General features: G+C 72.8%; 15 protein-coding genes and 1 pseudogene. 2 read left to right on the top strand and 14 right to left on the bottom strand.

The window, feature by feature from the left end; all coding sequences use genetic code 11:
* Positions 1–273: 273 nt before the first annotated feature.
* Positions 274–654: pseudogene (locus AOK03_RS10890) on the top strand (ABC transporter permease); the annotation flags it as partial.
* 6 nt (positions 655–660) lie between these two features.
* Here the strand turns inward: AOK03_RS10890 and AOK03_RS10885 are convergent.
* The 7 genes from AOK03_RS10885 to AOK03_RS10855 all read right to left on the bottom strand — a co-directional run bounded on the left by AOK03_RS10885 (position 661) and on the right by AOK03_RS10855 (position 7,859).
* The gene (locus AOK03_RS10885) at positions 661–1,899 is read right to left on the bottom strand and encodes a cytochrome P450 (protein ID WP_055564987.1); all 1,239 of its coding nucleotides are present in this window, start codon (positions 1,897–1,899) and stop codon (positions 661–663) included.
* 19 nt (positions 1,900–1,918) lie between these two features.
* Complete coding sequence (locus AOK03_RS10880) at positions 1,919–2,596, bottom strand: response regulator (RefSeq protein WP_055564986.1); 678 nt, start codon at positions 2,594–2,596, stop codon at positions 1,919–1,921.
* A complete protein-coding gene (locus AOK03_RS10875) occupies positions 2,593–3,939 on the bottom strand; it encodes a histidine kinase (protein WP_055564985.1) in 1,347 nt (448 codons plus the stop codon). Before AOK03_RS10875 ends, AOK03_RS10880 begins: the two co-directional genes overlap by 4 nt.
* A gap of 98 nt (positions 3,940–4,037) precedes the next feature.
* Positions 4,038–4,916, bottom strand: coding sequence for an alpha/beta hydrolase family protein (locus AOK03_RS10870; protein WP_055564984.1), 879 nt, complete (start codon positions 4,914–4,916; stop codon positions 4,038–4,040).
* 91 nt (positions 4,917–5,007) lie between these two features.
* The gene (gene kynU / locus AOK03_RS10865) at positions 5,008–6,249 is read right to left on the bottom strand and encodes a kynureninase (RefSeq protein WP_055564983.1); all 1,242 of its coding nucleotides are present in this window, start codon (positions 6,247–6,249) and stop codon (positions 5,008–5,010) included.
* Positions 6,242–7,114: a tryptophan 2,3-dioxygenase family protein gene (locus tag AOK03_RS10860; protein ID WP_055564982.1), complete on the bottom strand. Its 873-nt coding sequence runs from the start codon at positions 7,112–7,114 to the stop codon at positions 6,242–6,244. Before AOK03_RS10860 ends, kynU begins: the two co-directional genes overlap by 8 nt.
* Before the next feature lie 130 nt (positions 7,115–7,244).
* Entirely contained in the window at positions 7,245–7,859 is a 615-nt protein-coding gene (locus AOK03_RS10855; RefSeq protein WP_055564989.1) for a CGNR zinc finger domain-containing protein, read from the bottom strand.
* A 75-nt stretch (positions 7,860–7,934) separates the two neighbouring features.
* Here AOK03_RS10855 and AOK03_RS10850 point away from each other — a divergent pair, with 75 nt between their 5' ends.
* Entirely contained in the window at positions 7,935–9,065 is a 1,131-nt protein-coding gene (locus AOK03_RS10850) for an NADH:flavin oxidoreductase (protein WP_055564981.1), read from the top strand.
* 189 nt (positions 9,066–9,254) lie between these two features.
* On the opposite strand, the gene AOK03_RS10845 is transcribed toward AOK03_RS10850, so the two are convergent.
* The 7 genes from AOK03_RS10845 to AOK03_RS10815 all read right to left on the bottom strand — a co-directional run bounded on the left by AOK03_RS10845 (position 9,255) and on the right by AOK03_RS10815 (position 15,625).
* Positions 9,255–9,668 carry a DUF3151 domain-containing protein gene (locus AOK03_RS10845; RefSeq protein WP_055564980.1) on the bottom strand — a complete coding sequence of 138 codons (414 nt, stop codon included), beginning with the start codon at positions 9,666–9,668 and terminating at the stop codon, positions 9,255–9,257.
* Between the two features lie 80 nt (positions 9,669–9,748).
* Entirely contained in the window at positions 9,749–10,771 is a 1,023-nt protein-coding gene (gene fbaA / locus AOK03_RS10840) for a class II fructose-bisphosphate aldolase (RefSeq protein WP_055564979.1), read from the bottom strand.
* Between the two features lie 115 nt (positions 10,772–10,886).
* Positions 10,887–11,438 carry an orotate phosphoribosyltransferase gene (pyrE, locus tag AOK03_RS10835; protein WP_055564978.1) on the bottom strand — a complete coding sequence of 184 codons (552 nt, stop codon included), beginning with the start codon at positions 11,436–11,438 and terminating at the stop codon, positions 10,887–10,889.
* A gap of 157 nt (positions 11,439–11,595) precedes the next feature.
* Entirely contained in the window at positions 11,596–12,390 is a 795-nt protein-coding gene (locus AOK03_RS10830) for an aldose epimerase family protein (RefSeq protein WP_055564977.1), read from the bottom strand.
* A gap of 25 nt (positions 12,391–12,415) precedes the next feature.
* On the bottom strand, positions 12,416–13,324 hold the full coding sequence (locus AOK03_RS10825; RefSeq protein WP_055564976.1) for an SRPBCC family protein: 909 nt from the start codon (positions 13,322–13,324) through the stop codon (positions 12,416–12,418).
* A gap of 60 nt (positions 13,325–13,384) precedes the next feature.
* Positions 13,385–14,953 carry a polyamine aminopropyltransferase gene (locus AOK03_RS10820; protein WP_055564975.1) on the bottom strand — a complete coding sequence of 523 codons (1,569 nt, stop codon included), beginning with the start codon at positions 14,951–14,953 and terminating at the stop codon, positions 13,385–13,387.
* A 147-nt stretch (positions 14,954–15,100) separates the two neighbouring features.
* The gene (locus AOK03_RS10815; protein WP_055564974.1) at positions 15,101–15,625 is read right to left on the bottom strand and encodes a DUF2617 family protein; all 525 of its coding nucleotides are present in this window, start codon (positions 15,623–15,625) and stop codon (positions 15,101–15,103) included.
* Positions 15,626–16,021 lie beyond the last annotated feature (396 nt).

Below are 16,021 nucleotides of genomic sequence, written 5' to 3'. Positions count from 1 at the left end.
TGCTCCGTGCGCACATACCCCCGCGTCCCCTCCGCGTCTCGTACGCGGCTGCGCCCCGGTGGGTGCTTGCGCCTGCCCCGGGGGGCTCCTACTCCCGCGGGACGGTGCGGGGCAAACGGGCGAGTGGGTGGGAAACATCCGCCGCGAAGCGGCGGGCACGGCGCTCCTACCCCCGCGGGACGGTGCGGGCAAACGGGCGAGTGGGTGGGATAGATCCGCCGCGAAGCGGCGGGCACGGCGCTCCTACTCCCGCAGGACGGTGCAGGGCAAACGCGGGCGCGGTGGGCGGCCGGGCACCTCGTCGTCGCCTTCGGCGGCGCGGTGCTCCTGATGACGGCCGCCGTACTCGGCGCGTGCCTCGCGCAGCTGCCCGCGGTCTGGGTGCTCGGCGGCGTCGCCGTACTGCTCGCCGGAGCCGTCCCGAAGGCGGCCCCGGCGGCCTGGGGCGTGGTCGGGGTCTGCCTGGCCATCGGCTGGATCGGGCCGGTGCTCGAACTGCCCGGAGCGGTCATGGACCTCTCCCCCTTCGGCCACCTGCCGAAGCTGCCGGGCTCCGCGATGTCCTGGCCGCCGCTGGTGCTGCTCACCGTGGTCGCGGCCGCCCTGGTGACGGCCGGACTGGCGGGTCTGCGCCGGCGGGACATGACCGGCTGAGCCGGTTCAGGGCCTCACCAGCAGCTCCTTGAAGCCCCGGATGACGAAGTTCGGCGTGCGGGGCGGGTCCGCGGCGAGGCGGAGGGACGGGGCCCTGCGGAGCAACGCGCGCAGGGACGCCGCCAGTTCGATGCGGGCGAGCGGCGCGCCGATGCAGTAGTGGATGCCCGCGCTGAAGGAGATGTGCGGGTTGTCGCGGCGGGTCAGGTCGAGGTCGGCGGGCCGTTCGAAGACCGCGGGGTCGTGGTTGGCGGAGCCGAAGAGGAGCGCCAGTTCCGCGCCGCGCGGGATCCTCACCCCGCCGATCTCGATGTCGTCGAGCACCCAGCGCTCGAAGAGCTGCAGCGGGGTGTCGTACCGCATCAGCTCCTCCACCGCCGTGGGGACGAGCCCCGGGTCCGCGCGCAGGGCGGCCAGCTGCGCCGGGTCGCGGAACAGCGCGTGCCAGCCGTTGACCGTGGCGTTCACCGTCGCCTCGTGCCCCGCGTTCAGGAGGAGCACGCACGTCGAGATCATCTCCTGCTCGCTGAGCGACTCCCCGTCCTCGTACGCCGCGATCAGGCCCGAGATCAGGTCCTCGCCCGGCTTCTCCCGGCGTACGGCGATCAACTCCCGGAGATAGGACGAGAATTCGAGGGAGGCACGGACCGCGCGCGCCGCCGTCGCCGCGGGCGGGTTCAGTTCGTACATGCCGCAGATCGCCGCCGACCAGGGGCGCAGCAGTCCGCGGTCGCTCTCCGGGATGCCCAGCATCTCGGCGATGACCGCCACCGGCAGCGGTTCGGCGACGCGCGCCACCAGGTCCCCGCCGCCGTCCGCCACCAGGTCGCGCGCGAGGTCGTCCGCCAGCTTCTCGACGTACGGGCGGAGTCGCTCGACGGTCCGCGGCGTGAACGCCTTCGAGACCAGGCGGCGGATGCGGGTGTGGGTGGGCGCCTCCAGGTCGAGCATGCCGTTGTCGTTGAGGACGTGGAACGGCTCGTGCTCGGGCGGCGGGGGCGTGCGGCCGAACTCCTCGTGCGTGAAACGGTGCAGGTAGGTGCGGCCGAGGCGCCGGTCGCGCAGCAGTGCCGCGACGTCCGCGTGGTGCGGGATCAGCCACTGGTCGGTGGGCGCGCAGTAGTGGGCGCGGCCCGCCGCGCGCAGGCGCGCGTACGCCGGATAGGGGTCGGCGACGAACTCCGGTGACGAGGGGGCGAAGACCTCTGCCGCTTCGAACCCTGCCGCTTCGCACGCTGCGTCCATGGCGCGACGCTAGTGCCGCTCACCCCGGCGTGACCAGCCTCGCTTCGTACGCGAACACCGCGGCCTGCGTGCGGTCCCGCAGCCCCAGCTTCACCAGGACCCGGCTGACGTGCGTCTTGATGGTGGACTCGGCGACCACGAGCCGGGAGGCGATCTCCGCGTTCGACAGTCCCTGCGCGATGAGGACGAGGACCTCCGTCTCGCGCTCGGTGAGCTCGCCGTACTGCTGCGCCTGGACGGTCGACGACAGCCGCGGCGTCTCCGCGAGCTTCGAGAACTCCGTGATCAGGCGGCGCGTCACGGTGGGCGCGAGCAGCGCCTCGCCGGACGCCACCACCCGTACGCCATCCGCCAGTTGGCGTGCCGAGGCGTCCTTGAGGAGGAAGCCGGAGGCGCCCGCTCGGAGCGCCTGGTAGACGTACTCGTCGAGGTCGAAGGTGGTCAGGACGAGCACCTTGCAACCATCGGCGTCGCCCTCGGAGGCGATGATCTCGCGCGTCGCCTCGATGCCGTTGAGCTCCGGCATGCGGATGTCCATGAGCACGACGTCGGGGGCGAGTTCACGGACGCGCTCGACCGCCTCCCGGCCGTTCACGGCCTCCCCGATGACCTCGATGTCGGGCATGGCGTTCAGCAGGACGGAGAAGCCCTCCCGCACCATCATCTGGTCGTCGGCGATCAGCACCTTGATCGTCATGCGTCTTCTCCTGCCGGGTCCAGCCGGTCCGCGAGCGGCACCGGGAGGAAGACCGTGACCTCGTAGCCGCCGTCCGCGGCCGGTTCCGCCGTCATCTCGCCGTTCAGCATCGTGACGCGCTCCCGCATGCCGGTGATGCCGTGTCCCGCGCCCGGTGACGGCTTGACCAGGCCGGTCGCCGGGCCGTTCACGATGCGCAGGCCGAGGCCGCCGAGGACATAGCCGACCTCGACGCGGGCCGCGGCGCCGGGCGCGTGGCGCAGGCTGTTGCTGAGCGCCTCCTGCACGATGCGGTACGCCGAGAGCTCCACGCCCTGCGGCAGCTCGCGGGCCGCCCCGGTGACCACCTTGTCGACGGTCAGGCCGGCGTCGCGGACGTTGGCCAGGAGCCGGTCGAGGTCGGCGAGCGTGGGCTGCGGGGCGTCCGGCGCCTCGTAGTCCTCCGCCCGTACGACGCCGAGGACGCGGCGCAGTTCGGTGAGCGCGGACACCGCGTTCTCGCGGATCGTGACGAAGGCCTGCTCCAGCTCGGGCGGCGGGTTCTCCACGCGGTAGGGCGCGGCCTCGGCCTGGATGGCGACCACCGACATGTGGTGGGCGACCACGTCGTGCAGCTCGCGGGCGATGTTGGTGCGCTCCTCCAGGAGGGTGCGCTTGTCGCGCTCGATGGCGGTGACGGTGCGCTGCACGGTGACCTCGCGCTGCGCCTCGCGGCGCACGTGCACCACGGTGGTGACCAGCAGGGCGAGCGCGGAGAGGAACAGCATCATCGGGGCGTCGGAGGCACCGCTGCCGGGGCCGCCGAGGCCGACCTCCGTGACCAGGCCGTACGCCGCCGTGCCGAGCCACATCCACAGGGCCGTGCGCGGACCGGTCCTGGCCGCGACGACGACCATCACCACGATGTGCCCGAAGAACGCGGGGGGCGTCCACGGCCAGCCGTCCCAGGTGTTGCCGAGCACCGCGGTGAACGGGGTCGTGGCGAGCGACACCCAGAACGCGCCGACCGGCCTGACCAGCGTCATCAGGATGGCCGTCGCCGGGATCAAGCCGGTGAGGAGGTGCGCGATCCCGCCGGATCCCAGGCCCACCTGGTAGGCGATGAAGAGGGTGATCAGGGCCGCGCCGATCACCAGGGCGTGCGGGGTCCACACCGCATGCGCGCGTATCCGCCGCGGCAGGAGGCGGGCCATCCGCCCCTCCGTCGCCCTCGGGGGCAGCAGCCGGTAGGCGAAGGCGTCGCGGAACAGCGCCTCGCGCAGGCCGCCGAAGGCCTCCCGCACGAGGTGGTACTCGGGGCTCTTCTGGCCGCTGGCCTTGAGCTGCTCAGTCGTTTCGGTCACGTCTACGACGGTACGGGCAGGCGGCAGCCCGGTCGTCCACAGCGAGACGGGTTCCGCCGGGTCCGTCGCAGGTACTACTCGCGGTGCGCACGACCGCGTCAGAACGCCAGCTGCGCGATCTCCTCGGCGACCACCGCGCACGCGTCCGCCGCCGGATCGATCAGCGGAAAGTGCCCGACGTCCTCCAGGAGCGTCAGCCCCACCACCTCGCCCGCCTTGGCGGCCGCGTCGGCGTACGCCTCGGACACCGCCTGCGGCACGACGATGTCGGTGCGCCCCTGCACCACGGTCGTGGCGATGCCCGACGGGAGCAGCGCGGCCGGGTCGGCGTACGGCAGCCGCTCCTCGAACCGGTCCGTGCCGCCGAGGAGCTGCGCCGACGCGCCGCCGCAGACCTCCAGCGCCTCGGCGGTCCTGAGGTCCGCGATCGGCGCGAGCGCGACGACGCCGCGCAGCGGGGCGGGGCGGCCGGTGCGCCAGGGCGCGTCGGCGGGCAGGAGGTGGCGCGCGGCCACCCACAGGGCGAGGTGGCCGCCCGCGGAGTGCCCGGTCACGACCGTGCGGCGCGGGTCGGCCGACGGCAGCGCGTCCCGTACGAGCGCGGGCAGCGCGTCGAAGGCGGCGGCCACGTCGTCGAAGGTCTCCGGCCAGCGCCCGGCCACCGGGCTCGCGCCGCCCTGCGCGGGGATCGGACTGCCCCTGCGGTACTCGACGTTGGCCACCGCGAAGCCGCGGCGCGCGAGGAAGTCCGCGAACGGGGTGACGTGCTGCCGGTCGTAGGGCGCCCGCCACGCGCCGCCGTGCAGGAGGACGACGAGGGGCGCGGAGCCGTGGGCGTCCCCCTTGGGGGCGTAGAGGTCCACGACCTGGTCGGGGTGCTCGCCGTACGCGACGGTGGCGTCCGGCTTCACGGCGGGATGCGAGAAGGCGGCTTCGGCCTCGGCGGCATCGCGGGCCACGGCGGCGTCGTCCGGCATGCGGCAACCTCTCAACAGCAGTGCGGCTGGCGGGCGGGCCCCCGCCCTTCCGGGGTGCGGAAAAGCGGGGGGCAAGATCCGCCGGACGCTATCAGGCCAGCGTGCGCGCGAGGACACGAGCCGCCCGCTCGGCATCGCCGAAGGAGACGTACAGCGGCGTGAATCCGAACCGCAGCACGTCCGGCGCGCGAAAGTCCCCGACCACGCCCTGCTCGACGAGGCGCCGCATCACGTCGCCCGCGTCCTCGCAGCGCAGCGCGACCTGGCTGCCGCGCTCGGCGTGCGCGGCCGGGGTGAGGGACTCGACCCGGCCCGCGGGCACGTACGCCTCGACGCACCGCAGGAAGAAGTCCGTCAGGGCGAGGGACTTGGCGCGCACGGCATCGATGGAGACGCCGTCCCAGGCGTCGAGCGACGCCTCGAGGGCGAGCATCGACAGGATGTCCGGCGTGCCGACGCGACCGCGCAGCGCCCCGTCGGCCGCCTCGAACTCGGGCCGCATGCCAAAGGGTTCGGCGTGCGAGTTCCAGCCGGGCAGCGGTGAGTCGAAGCGGGACTGCAGGCTTTCGCGTACGTAGAGGTAGGCGGGCGCACCCGGGCCGCCGTTCAGGTACTTGTAGGTGCAGCCCACCGCGAGGTCCACGCCGTGCTCGTCCAGGCCGACCGGCAGGGCGCCCGCCGTGTGGCACAGGTCCCAGACGGCGAGCGCGCCCGCCGCGTGGATCGCCGCCGTCAGTCCGGGCAGGTCGTGCAGGCGCCCGGTGCGGTAGTCGGCGTGGTTGAGCAGGACGGCGGCGGTGCGGTCGCCGAGGACGCCGGGGACGTCGCCCGGCGCGACCGGTACGAGACGGCAGCCGGTGAGGCGGGCCGCCGACTCCGCGATGTACCCGTCCGTGGGGAAGGTCGTGGCGTCAACGACGATCTCGTCGCGCCCCTCGGAAGGGTTGCCCGGGGCCGCCGTGCTGTCGGGGCTGTCGGGGTCCCGTGCGATGCGGACCGCGGCCACCAGGGCCTTGAAGACGTTGACGCTGGTGGAGTCGCCGACCACGATCTGGCCGGGGGCGGCGCCGACGAGCGGGGCGATGCGGTCGCCGATGCGCTCGGGGGCGGTCCACCAGCCGCTCTCGTCCCAGGAGCGGATGCGGAGCTTGCCCCACTCGTGGGTCATCACCTCGGCGAGGCGGCCCGGCACGTTCGCCGGCAGGGCGCCCAGGGAGTTGCCGTCCAGGTACACCGTCTCGTCGAGGACGAACTCCTTCCGCTTGGCTCCGAGTTCGTCGGCGGCGTCCAGGGCCTCGGCCTCGGTCCGCAGGTCGTCCCGCAGGTCAGACATGGCTCCTCGCAGTCCACAGCTCGGGGAACACGTTCTTCGTGGCCCGCTTCTCCAGCCATGCCACACCGGCGGAGCCACCCGTGCCCGTCTTGGAGCCCATGGCGCGGCGGGTGGCGACCAGGTGGTCGTTGCGCCAGCGCCAGACCAGCTCGCCGACATCGGTCAGCGTCTCGCCGAGGCGGGCCAGGTCGCCGCTCTCGTCACCGCTGTAGAGCTCGGTCCAGACGGCCTCGACCTCCGGCGACGGCTCGTAGCGCCTGGCGAGGTCGCGCTCCAGGACGGACGCCGGTATCGCGTACCCGCGCCGCGCGAGGAGGCCGAGCACCTCGTCGTACAGGCTCGGCTCCTGCAGGGCCTTCTCCAGCTCCGCGTGGACGCGCGGGGCGCCCCGGTGCGGGACGAGCATGGACGCGGACTTGTCGCCGAGCAGGAACTCCATGCGGCGGTACATCGCGGACTGGAAGCCGGATCCCTCGCCGAGCGCGCCGCGGTAGGAGTTGAACTGGGCGGGGGTGAGCTGGGCGAGCGGGCGCCAGGAGGCGTTCAGGGCCTCCAGCTCGCGCAGGCTGCGCTTGAGCGCGGCCACCGCCACGGGGATGTCGTCGCGGCGCAGGGCGTGCGCCGCGGTCTCCCACTCGTGGACGATCACCGTGAACCACAGCTCCATGACCTGGGTGGTGACCAGGAAGACCATCTCGCCGGGGTCGTCCGAGCGCAGGTGCTGCAGGTGGGTGAGGACGTCCGCCTGGACGTAGTCCTCGTACGGGGTGGTGCCTGCGAAGTCGAGGTTCGGGCTCTCCGCCTCGGGGACCTCGGTGGACGCCGCGCGCTCCTCGGGGGATGCCTCATGCGTCTCTGGGGACATCACTGTCTCCTCGATACGTACTCCGGGTAGCGGTCCGCCCCTGCCGTTACCGGCACGGGGGCCCCGGTCCCCACGGGAATCTTCTGCAACTTTCCCGGAATCGGCAAGGTACGCCCGCGTCAGACAGCAGCTAAGCCTTTACGCCGCTTTCCGCCACCTCGGAGTGCCCGCGGCGCCGCTCCCGGCAGGCGCGCAGATGGGCGGCGTTCCCGCAGCCGCGGACCGAATGCCAGACGCCGCTGTTGTTGCGGGAGCGGTCGTAGAACGCGGCGGAACAGGCCGTGTTGCGGCAGATCTTGAGGCGGCGCCAGTTGCCCGACGCCTGGGCGAGGAGCCCCTCGGCGAGCACCGCGGAGGCCAGCCAGCGCGCGCCGGCGCCCTCCGGCTCCAGGGTGAGGGTGCCGTCGCCCGCGAGCCCGACGACGACCGGCGCGGAGGTGAACCGCACCGCCTCGCCGCCGCAGTCGCCCGCGGCGAGCGCGCGCCGCACCTGGTCGCGCAGGCAGCGCAGCTTGGGCAGGTCGTCGTCGGTGAGCACGAGGTGCACGTCACCCCTGCCCGTCGCCCCCGACCAGCCGCGGACGGCCTGGTCGGCCCACTCCTGGACGGCGCCGAGCGAACCGTCCGCCAGCAGGTCGGGCAGGTCGGCCGGGACGGCCGGCGCGGTGTTCAGGAGGTCCTGGACGAGCGCGAGGCCGCCGGGCGCGGGGGTCAGACAGTGGCGCTCGGTCGCGGGCCAGTTCATGTCCTTCACGGTACCCGGCTCCGGGCCGACATGGGCAAAAGACTTACAGTGCTGTCATAGGCGTACGATGCCGATATGGATGCCACGGAAACCACCACCTCACGCGCCGCCCGACTCCTCGGCCGCCCCTTCGACATCAACGGCCTCAGCCTGCGCAACCGCATCGCCATGGCTCCCATGACCCGCAACTTCTCCCCGGACGGCGTGCCGGGCGCGGACGTGGCGGAGTACTACGCGCGCCGCGCCGCGGGCGGCGTCGGTCTGATCGTCACCGAGGGCACGTACGTCGACCACGCGTCGGCGGGCAGCAGCCACCGCGTCCCGCGCTTCCACGGCGACGCCCCGCTCGCGGGCTGGCGGCAGGTCGCCGAGGCCGTGCACGCGGCGGGCGGGAAGGTCGTCCCGCAGCTGTGGCACGTGGGCGCCACCCGCAACGACGGCGACGGCCCCTTCCCTGACGCGCCCCCGGCCGGCCCCTCGGGCCTGAGCCTGGACGGCGAGCCGAAGGGCCACGCGCTGACGTCCGCCGACATCGACGAGGTCATCGCGGCCTTCGCGCGCGCGGCGGCCGAAGCCGAGCGGAACGGCTTCGACGGCGTCGAGCTGCACGGCGCGCACGGCTACCTGATCGACCAGTTCTTCTGGAACCGCACCAACCGGCGCACCGACGGCTACGGCGGCGACGTCGCCTCCCGCGCCCGTTTCGCGGCCGAGACCGTCGAGGCGGTGCGCGCGGCGGTCTCGCCGGACTTCCCCGTGATCTTCCGGCTCTCCCAGTGGAAGGCGAACGCCTACGACGAGAAGCTGGCCGCGGACCCGACCGAACTGGACGCCCTGCTCGCCCCGTTGGCGGCCGCGGGCGTCGACGCCTTCCACGCCTCGACGCGCCGCTACTGGCTCCCGGAGTTCGAGGGCGACGACCTGAACCTCGCGGGCTGGGTCAAGAAGCTCACCGGCAAGGCCGCGCTGTCCGTCGGCTCGGTCGGCCTCGACAAGCAGTTCACGGCCGCGGAGACGTTCTCCACGGAGACCACGTCGACCGCCGGAATCGACCGGCTCCTGGACCGCATGGAGCGCGACGAGTTCGACGTCATCGCGGTGGGCCGCTCGCTGATAGCGGACCCGGAGTGGGCGGACAAGGCGCTGACCGACCGGCTGGCGGAGGCGGTCCCGTACGACGCGGGAATGCTGCGCTCGCTGGTCTGACGCCGTCCGCGGGTCCACTGTGGCTGGTCGCGCAGTTCCCCGCGCCCCTAAAAGACTCCCGGCGCCGGGGGGGCAGTTTCAGCCCGTCCGGCGATTGAGGACGAGGCCGTTCAGGCCGATGAGGGGGTCCGGGGGCGGAGCCCCCGTGGCAGGGCCCCGGGGTGACAGCACCCCGGGACCCCGCCCACGTCAGCCGAGCGTCTTCGCCGCGGTCTCGGAAGAGTCCCGCAGGAAGCCCGCGCAGCGCTCGTACTCCTCCTGCTCGCCGATCGACTGCGCGGCCCGCGCCAGGGCGTGCAGCGCGCGCAGGAAGCCGCGGTTGGGCTCGTGCTCCCACGGCACCGGGCCGTGGCCCTTCCAGCCGCTGCGGCGCAGGGAGTCCAGGCCGCGGTGGTAGCCCGTGCGGGCGTAGGCGTACGACTCGACGACGCTGCCGCGCTCGTACGCCTCGTCGGCGAGCTGGGCCCAGGCGAGCGAGGACGTCGGGTACTTCGCGGCGACGTCGGCGGGCGCCGCGCCGTTCGCGAGCAGCTCGCGGGGCTCCGGGTCGTCGGGCAGGTGGGTCGGGGGCGGTCCCCCGAGGAGATCCTTGTGAATGGCCATGGGACCAAGTCTGCGGCATGCCGTCACGGCGAAGGCCCCGGGTCACCGACCCGGGGCCTTCGGACGCGCGGAACGCGGGACTACTTCAGCTTCGTGCCCGTGGAGCGCAGGTTCGCGCAGGCCTCGGAGACGCGCTTGGCCATGCCCGCCTCGGCGGACTTGCCCCAGGTGCGCGGGTCGTACGTCTTCTTCGAGCCGACCTCGCCGTCGACCTTCAGGACGCCGTCGTAGTTCTTGAACATGTGGTCGGCGACGGGACGCGTGAACGCGTACTGCGTGTCCGTGTCGAGGTTCATCTTCACGACGCCGTTCTCCAGGGCGGTCGCGATCTCCTCGGCGGTGGAGCCGGAGCCGCCGTGGAACACGAAGTCGAAGGGGGACTGCTTGCCGTACTTGGCGCCGACACCCTCCTGGAGGTCCTTGAGGAGCTCGGGGCGCAGGACGACGTTGCCCGGCTTGTAGACGCCGTGGACGTTGCCGAAGGACGCGGCCAGCAGGTAGCGGCCCTTCTCGCCCAGGCCCAGGGCCTCGGCGGTGCGCAGCGCGTCGTCGACGGTCGTGTACAGCTCGTCGTTGATCTCGTGCGTGACGCCGTCCTCCTCGCCACCGGTCGGGGTGATCTCCACCTCAAGGATGATCTTCGCGGCGGCGGCCTTCGCGAGCAGCTCCTGGCCGATGGCCAGGTTGTCGGCGAGGGTCTCGGCGGAGCCGTCCCACATGTGCGACTGGAAGAGCGGGTCGCGACCGGCCTTGACGCGCTCGGCGGAGACGTCGATCAGCGGACGGACGTACGTGTCCAGCTTGTCCTTGGGGCAGTGGTCGGTGTGCAGCGCGACGGTGACGTCGTACTTCGCGGCGACGATGTGCGCGAACTCGGCGAGCGCGACCGCGCCGGTCACCATGTCCTTGTTGTGCTGGCCGCCCAGGAACTCCGCACCACCGGTGGAGATCTGGATGATGCCGTCGCTCTCGGCCTCGGCGAAGCCACGCAGCGCCGCGTGCAGGGTCTGCGAGGACGTCACGTTGATCGCCGGGTAGGCGAACTTGCCTGCCTTCGCCCGGTCGAGCATCTCGGCGTAGACCTCGGGAGTTGCGATGGGCATGTGTCCGCTCCTTGTGATGTGCGGGTGTGTGCTTGGCCCTGACCTAAGGGGGGCGACGTCATCGTCGCCCCCATCCTTCCAGACTTGCCGGGCGGCTCCAGCCGGTCGGAAGTCCTCAGTCGGTGAGGCCGAGGTCGTCCTTCGAGTAGGCGAAGAGGTACGGCACGCCCGCGCCCTCGGTGATCTTCTCGCCGGCGCCGGTGGCCCGGTCCACGATCGTGGCGACGCCGACGACCTCGGCGCCCGCCTCGCGGACGGCCTCGACGGCGGTCAGCGGCGAGCCGCCGGTGGTGGAGGTGTCCTCGACGACCAGGACGCGGCGGCCCTTGATGTCCGGTCCCTCGACGCGGCGCTGCATGCCGTGCGCCTTGGCGGCCTTGCGGACGACGAAGGCGTCCAGGCGCTTGCCGCGGGCGGCGGACGCGTGCAGCATCGCGCCGGCCACCGGGTCGGCGCCCATGGTCAGACCGCCCACGGCGTCGAAGTCGAGGTCCTCGGTCAGGTCGAGCAGGACCTGGCCGACCAGCGGGGCGGCCTCCCCGTCGAGTGTGATCCGGCGGAGGTCGATGTAGTAGTCGGCCTCCAGCCCGGAGGAGAGCGTCACCTTGCCGTGCACGACGGCCTTGTCCTTGATCTGCTGCAGCAGCTCGCCGCGTACGTCAGTCATGCCTATGAGCTTAGGGTCTGTCCGGCGGGTCAGGCCGCCACCGGTGGGCCGTCGCCTCTTCGTGCCGGTGAGCGGCGGTCTGGTCGGCACCTGACGACAACGCCGCAGATGTGCGTGCCGGACCACCGCATCCCAGGCATGACCCGCCGGGCAGGCCCTACAGGCGTCGCCAGGTCCACGTGGTCGACGTCTCCAGCGGCTCGATGGGGGTGACCAGGCGCGGGTCCGTGTTGAGGCCGTTGGGCGGGCCCGTCTGGGGCTCCACGCAGACCGCGGCCTCCTGCTCGTCGTAGACGACGACCCACGGCTCGCGGCTCTTGACGTTCACTTCGAGCCGCTCGGGCCAGGTGAGCGTCACGTCGACGCCGTCGGGCATGCCGAAGCAGTCGTCCCAGGGGCCGGGGCGCACGTCGATGCGGCGGCCGGTGGGGAGGTGGTCGTCGCCGCGCTCCTCCTGCCAGGCCGGGGCGAAGTCGATGCGGACGGGCTCGCCGCCGTCCACCAGGACCCGGTTGAACCAGGGGTGCCAGCCGGCCTGCGCGGGGAAGGAGCCGCCGTGCGTCTCGATGCCCATGCGCAGCGTCAGGGCGTCCTCGGCGAGCTCCACGATCTGGGTGACGCGGCCCGGGTAGGGCCAGGGGTCGGCCAGGTCGTACGTGAAGACCGCCTCGGTCTTCGACGTCCGTGCCGTGCGCCACGCGGCGTCGCGCGCGAAGCCGTGGATGGCGTGCGGCGGGGAGTTCAGCGGCATCTGGTGGACGTCGGCGCCGTCGCGGAACCGCCCGTCCCCGATGCGGCCGCACCAGGGCACCATTGGGAAGCAGCCGTACTTCTTCCCCTGCCGCAGCAGCTCGACGCCGCCGATGCGCAGACTTCCGATGCGGCAGCCGTTGCCCGGCTGCACCGTCACTTCCGCGTCGCCCGCGGTGAGGGTCACGTCTTCGGTACTCACGGGGCCGACCCTATGACGTGGGCGGTCAGCGACGGCGGCGCAGGGCCCGGCCGACGACGATGGCCGAGGCCAGCGCGAGGGCGGCGACGGGCGCGGCCCAGCGGAGCGTGGCGTTGGCGGCGAGGGACTCGGGGGCGGGCGCGGGAGCGTACCGGCCGCGGGGCGGGGCGTGGTCGACCTCCTCCGCGCTGCGGCCGATCATGGTGCGGCGGGCGTGCGCGGCCTCGGCGGGCGGCACGCCGATGGCCTCCAGGTCTTCGAGGTCCTCAAGGTCCTCGATGGTCTCCAGGTCCTCGATGTCGTCCGCGTCGTCCAGGACGTTGGTGTCGTCGAGGTTGATGTCGGCGTCGTCGACGTCATCGGCACCGTCCACGTCATCCACGTCGTCGATGTCGTCGCTCAGCGGGTCCAGCGACGGCGGCGGGACCTCGGTCTCGAACACGGTCACCGCGGGCGTCGCGGGCGCGTCCGGCTCCTCCTCGGGCGCGGTGTCCGGGGGCGCCCCCGCCGCGAGTCCCTCGGCGAACCGTTCCAGGAGCCGGTGCACCGCGGATTCCACAGCCTGTGGAGAACCTTCCGCGATCCGCCCGTCGGCGCCCGCGCTCCCCCCGAACACGAGGGTCGTCCCCGCGGCGGCCGGCACGAGCCGCACGGTCAGCGAGAGCTTCACGGAGCCGGAGCCGCGCACCTCCGCGCCCTCGGCCTCGAACGCGTACGTCCCGTCCGCGCGGGCGTCGGTCCGCGCCGATCCGCGGTACGTGATGGTGTGCCCCTGGACGCGGACCTTGAGGCGCCCGGCGAGCGGCCCGTCCTTCTCCCCCTCGTCGCCCACGGCGCGCTGGAGCCCGGGCACCGCCCCGGCGACCCGCTCGGGGTCGGCCAGGACCTGCCGGAGCCGCTCTGCAGAGACCGGAACGAACACCTCATGCTCCATGGCAGCCGAGCCTACCCACGTGGCCGCCACCATGTACGACAGTTCGTCGGACGATGTACGTCAGTTCGCGTAACGCGGATGCACCAGGGTGGACGGCGCGAGTCCCGGCCGTCGCGTCAGCTCGGCCGCGGACGCCCCGGCCCGCACCACCTCCGAACGGGCCGCCCTGAGCAGGACCGGCCGGCTCCGCGAGGCGAGCACGAAGCCCCAGTCGCGGGGTGCCGTGTCCCCCTCCCCCGTGCGGTCGGGCCCGGCGGCGAAACCGGACTGCCTGCCGCCCACGCGGTACGCCACCGTGCGCAGCCCCGCCGCGCGCAGCGTCGCCTCGACCGTCCAGAAGACGTGGGCCCGGGTCGACAGGGGCCCGGCGTGCACGGCGAGGCGGCCGCCGTCGGTGAGGACGCGGGTGGCCAGGCCGTAGAACTCCTGGGAGTAGAGCTTCGTGCTGGCGGTGATGCCGGGGTCCGGCAGGTCGGAGATCACCACGTCGTACCGCGTGCGGGCGAGGCGCAGCCAGCGGAACGCGTCGGCGTGCACCACGCGCACGCGCGGGTCGCGGTACGCGTGGCCGTTGAGCTCGCTCAGCGCCGGGTCGTGCCGTGCGAGGTCGACGACGCCCGCGTCGAGCTCGACGACGTCGACGCGGCGCACGCCCGGGTGGCGCAGGACCTCGCGCGCCGCGAGGCCGTCGCCGCCGCCGAGGACGAGCACGCGCGCGTGCGGCCCGCACATCGCGGGGGCGACGAGCCCCCGGTGGTAGCGCTGTTCGTCGCGGCCGCTGATGCGCAGGCGGCCGTCGAGGAAGAGGTCGAGGGAGCCGCGCCGCCCGCCGGTGAGGACGACCTCCTGGACGTCGGTCTGCACGGCGACCCGCACGTCCCTGCCGTACACGGCGCGCCGGGCGGCCCGCTCGAAGTCGTCGACGAGCACGGCGGCGGAGGCGAGCAGGGAGAGGACGACGACGTTCACGGTGAGGAGCACCCAGCGGGCGCGCACGCTCAGGTCCTGCCGGAACAGGCCGAACACGAGTGCGGCGCCCGCGAGCGCGTTGACCGAGCCGGTGAACAGGGCGCCCGTCAGCTGTCCGAACAGCGGCAGCAGCAGGAAGGGGAAGGCGAGTCCGCCGACCAGCGCGCCCACGTAGTCCGCGGCGAACAGGTCGGCGACCGCGCCGCCCGCGTCCTGGCGGCGGATGCGCTGGATGAGCACCATGAGGAGCGGCACCTCGGCGCCGATGAGGACGCCGATGGCCAGGGAGAACGCCACGAGCAGATAGCGCGAGCCGCCCGCCCACATCTCGCCCCGGCCGCCGGACCACGCGAACGCCGCGTACAGCACCATGGCGCTGCAGCCGCCGACCAGTGCGAGCGCCGACTCCAGGAGGCCGAACCAGGCGGAGGCGTGGTGCCGCAGCCGCTTGGCGAGCAGCGAGCCGATGCCCATGGCGAAGACCATCACGGAGAGCACGACGGAGGCCTGGGTGACCGAGTCACCGATCAAGTACGCGGCGAGGGCGACGAGTTCCAGTTCGTACACGAGGCCGCAGGCAGCGCAGACGAACACGCCCGCAAGGACGAGGAACCGTCCTGCCCGGGGTGAGACCGGCAGGCGCACCGACGACTCGATCACCCTGGCACGCTACGTCACCACAAGCTCACACCGGGTCCCCCACATGGGTGCAACTCCTTGGCCCGCACCGCCTCCGTGCGGTCGAAACGGAGTCGGAGAACAGCCGAAGAGCAGCGGAAGAGCCCCCGAAGAGCGGCCGGCGGACCGTCAGATCGTCGCGGGCAGCGGCATGCGCACCCCCACCCGTGTGCGTGTCGCGACGAGTTGACCCTCCTGGGGGTACGCATGCCACGTACGCCACATCAGGGATCCCTCGTGGCGCTGCGCCAGCATCGCGGTGAAGGCGTGCGGGCTGCCGGGGAACACGCCCGCGAGACCGTGCGGGTGCTCGGCGACGAGCGCGAGCAACTCCTGGGCGCGGCCGCCGAACTGACCCTGCGACAGGGTTTCGACGCGCGCCGCGAACTCGTACTCCCAGTCGCCCACCCGCTTGGAGACGCCCAGGGGCAGCGGCGTGCTGCTGCCGGGGATGCAAGCCACGGTCTCGGAGCAGCCGCCCCGCTCCTCCTCGAGGAGTACCTGATGTGAGGCCCCGAGCAGTCTCAACTGCATTTTGGCGTCGGCCAGTTCCAGATCGAGGGTGGCGAGCGCGGGCAACGGCTGGCGCCCCAGGGCCCAGGCGAGGTCCGCGGCGCGCGTGTCGGTATAGCCAGTCTTCAGGGTCGTGAGCATGGGTCGGCTCCGCTAACACGCAATGGAGGTGGGGCCGGCGCACCCGGAACAGCGCTCCGGGAGGTCGGTATGCCGGCTCGTGCCCACGAGAACGTCTGACGGGTAACCGGATCGCGTTCTGCGAAACCTGTACCGGACGTCCGAGGGCGGTGCTGACGTTTAAGAGGGAATCATGGTCGGCGACGCTGCCACTGCGTTTTTACCCAACTTCGTCTGGTTTCCATCCCCATGAGGGCTACACAGTTCAATTGTTCAGTACAGCCACACGGCGCAACACAGAAGCGCCCGGCGGGGCCTGGCCGCCCCGCCGGGCGCTTCTGTGGAAACGATGGACCAGCTGCCCCGTGTCAGCTGCCTCCGCCGCATCCGCCCCCGCCACCGCCTCCGCACGAGGAC

This window comes from Streptomyces atriruber (assembly GCF_001418325.1).
In the GTDB taxonomy this organism is placed as follows: domain Bacteria; phylum Actinomycetota; class Actinomycetes; order Streptomycetales; family Streptomycetaceae; genus Streptomyces; species Streptomyces atriruber.
Note: the sequence above shows the minus strand (reverse complement) of the source record. Positions and strands in the feature narration are given on the sequence as shown.